The organism is Micromonospora sp. NPDC002411 (assembly GCF_053592955.1).
The window spans coordinates 1-2474 of sequence record NZ_JBSFBM010000564.1; the positions used below are offsets into that span (position 1 = coordinate 1).

General features: G+C 68.7%; 3 protein-coding genes. All 3 read left to right on the top strand.

Going from position 1 to position 2474, the window contains the following annotated elements:
* Positions 1-837, top strand: an 837-nt coding sequence (locus ACWCO3_RS33900) for an ABC transporter permease (protein WP_450014039.1), incomplete at its 5' end; no start/stop codon positions are given.
* 67 nt (positions 838-904) lie between these two features.
* Complete coding sequence (locus ACWCO3_RS33905; protein WP_145778996.1) at positions 905-1936, top strand: ABC transporter ATP-binding protein; 1032 nt, start codon at positions 905-907, stop codon at positions 1934-1936.
* Positions 1917-2474 (top strand): ATP-binding cassette domain-containing protein (locus ACWCO3_RS33910; protein ID WP_450014041.1); only part of this gene is annotated, 558 nt, incomplete at its 3' end. The genes ACWCO3_RS33905 and ACWCO3_RS33910, both read left to right, overlap by 20 nt.

Consider the following 2474-nt stretch of genomic DNA (forward strand, 5'->3'; position numbering starts at 1 on the left):
GACGCCTGGCGCGACCTGCGCCGCAACCCGATCTTCTGGATCTCGCTGGCGCTGGTCGTCATCTTCACGCTGATGGCGCTGCTCCCCGGCGTGTTCACCGCCAACAACCCGAACGACTGCCTGCTGTCCCGGCAGCACGCCGGGCCGTCCGGCGGGGCCATCTTCGGGTACGACTTCCAGGGGTGCGACACGTACTCCCGGGCGGTCTACGGCACCCGTGCCTCATTGCTGGTCGGCGCGCTCGCCGCGCTCGGCACCGGGATCATCGCCCTGGTCATCGGCATGCTGGCCGGTTACTTCGGCCGGTGGGTCGACGCGGTGCTCTCCCGGGTGATCGACGTGGTGCTCGGCATTCCGCTGCTGCTGGCCGCGATCGTGCTGCTCAAGCGGGTGTCCAGCGACAGCCAGTGGGCTCGGATCGGCGCTGTCGTCTTCGTGCTGGCCCTCCTCGGCTGGACCACCGCCGCCCGCGTGGTCCGCTCCTCGGTGATCACCGCCAAGGAGCAGGACTACGTCGCGGCGGCCCGGATGCTCGGCGCCGGCAACAGCCGGATCATGTGGCGGCACATCCTGCCGAACTCGCTGGCCCCGGTCATCGTCGTGCTGACCATCGCGCTCGGCTCGTTCATCGCGGCCGAGGCGACGCTCTCCTTCCTCGGCATCGGCCTGAAGGCGCCGACCATCTCCTGGGGTCAGGACATCGACACCGGCCGGATCCACATGCGGGAGGCGGCCACCCCGTTGATCGTCCCGTCGGCGTTCCTCGCGCTGACCGTTCTGGCGTTCATCATGCTCGGCGACGCGATCCGTGACGCCTTCGACCCGAAGCTGCGGTGATTCTCATGCGAGCGCGAGGAGTGAGCGAAGCGAGCCCCGCAGTCGCGAGCGAAAGGCAGGCACAGTCATGACCTTCGAACCTACGCCGGCCTCCGCCACTCCCGAGGGCGGCCACCTGCTCGAATTGCGAGACCTGCACGTCGAGTTCCGCACCAACGAGGGTGTGGCCCGGGTGATCAACGGCGTGTCGTACCACCTGGACGCCGGCGAGACACTTGCCGTGCTCGGCGAGTCCGGCTCGGGCAAGTCGGTCACCGCCCAGGCGATCATGGGCATCCTGGACACCCCGCCCGCGTTCGTCCGCTCCGGCCAGATCCTCTATCAGGGTCAGGACCTGCTCACCCGCACCGAGGAGCAACGTCGGCAGGTACGCGGCAAGGAGATCGCGATGATCTTCCAGGACGCGCTCTCCGCCCTGAACCCGGTGTTCCCGGTCGGCTGGCAGATCGGCGAGACGCTGCGCCAACGCGCCGGCATGTCCCGGGCCGACGCCCGGCGGCGCGCCATCGAGTTGATGGACCTGGTCAAGATCCCGGGTGCCGCCAAGCGCATCGGCGACTACCCGCACCAGTTCTCCGGGGGCATGCGGCAGCGCGTCATGATCGCCATGGCACTGGCGCTGGACCCGAAGGTGTTGATCGCCGACGAGCCCACCACGGCGCTCGACGTGACCGTCCAGGCCCAGATCATGGACCTGCTGGCCGACCTGCGCCGCGAACTCAACATGGCGATGATCCTGATCACCCACGACCTGGGTGTGGTCGCCGGTGTCGCGGACCGGATCGCCGTCATGTACGCCGGTCGCATCGTCGAGCACGCCGACGTCCACTCGCTCTACAAGGCCCCCGCCCACCCGTACACCAAGGGGTTGTTGGAGTCGATCCCGCGCCTGGACGTCCGTGGCGAGGAACTGTCGACGATCAAGGGGTTGCCGCCGAACCTGATGCGCATCCCGTCCGGCTGCCCGTTCCACCCCCGGTGCCCGTACGTCCAGCAGGTCTGCGTGGACGTCGTACCGCACGACCTGGTCCTCGGCGACGGCCGGACCAGCGCTTGCCACTTCGCGCAGGAGGTCCGTGATGACAGCGTCGCCCGCTAACCCCACCAAGGTCCGCGGCGAGGCCATCCTCTCCGTCGACAACCTGGTCAAGCACTTCCCGATCACCCAGGGCGTGCTGTTCCAGCGGCAGGTCGGCGCGGTCAAGGCGGTCGACGGGGTGAGCTTCGAGCTGCGGCGCGGCGAGACACTGGGTGTCGTCGGCGAGTCCGGCTGCGGCAAGTCCACCCTCGCCCGGCTGCTGATGCGGCTGGAGACGCCCACCTCGGGAAGTGCCACCCTGGAGGGCAGGGACCTGTTCAAGGCCTCCGGTGGCGAGCTGCGCCGGGTGCGCCGCAACATGCAGATGGTGATGCAGGACCCGTACACCTCGCTGAACCCGCGGATGACCGTCGGTGACATCATCGGCGAGCCGTTCGAGATCCACCCGGATGCCGCCCCAAAGGGCAGCAAGCAGCGGCGTGTCCAGGAGCTGTTGGACCTGGTCGGGCTCAACCCGGAGCACATCAACCGGTACCCGCACCAGTTCTCCGGCGGCCAGCCGAAGCCGGACGGCCCCGTCGAGCGGTACATCAACAAG

Excerpts from the sequence above, each read along its gene's own strand:
- ACWCO3_RS33905 (WP_145778996.1), top strand. The coding sequence starts at position 905 with ATGACCTTCGAACCTACGCCGGCCTCCGCCACTCCCGAGGGCGGCCAC.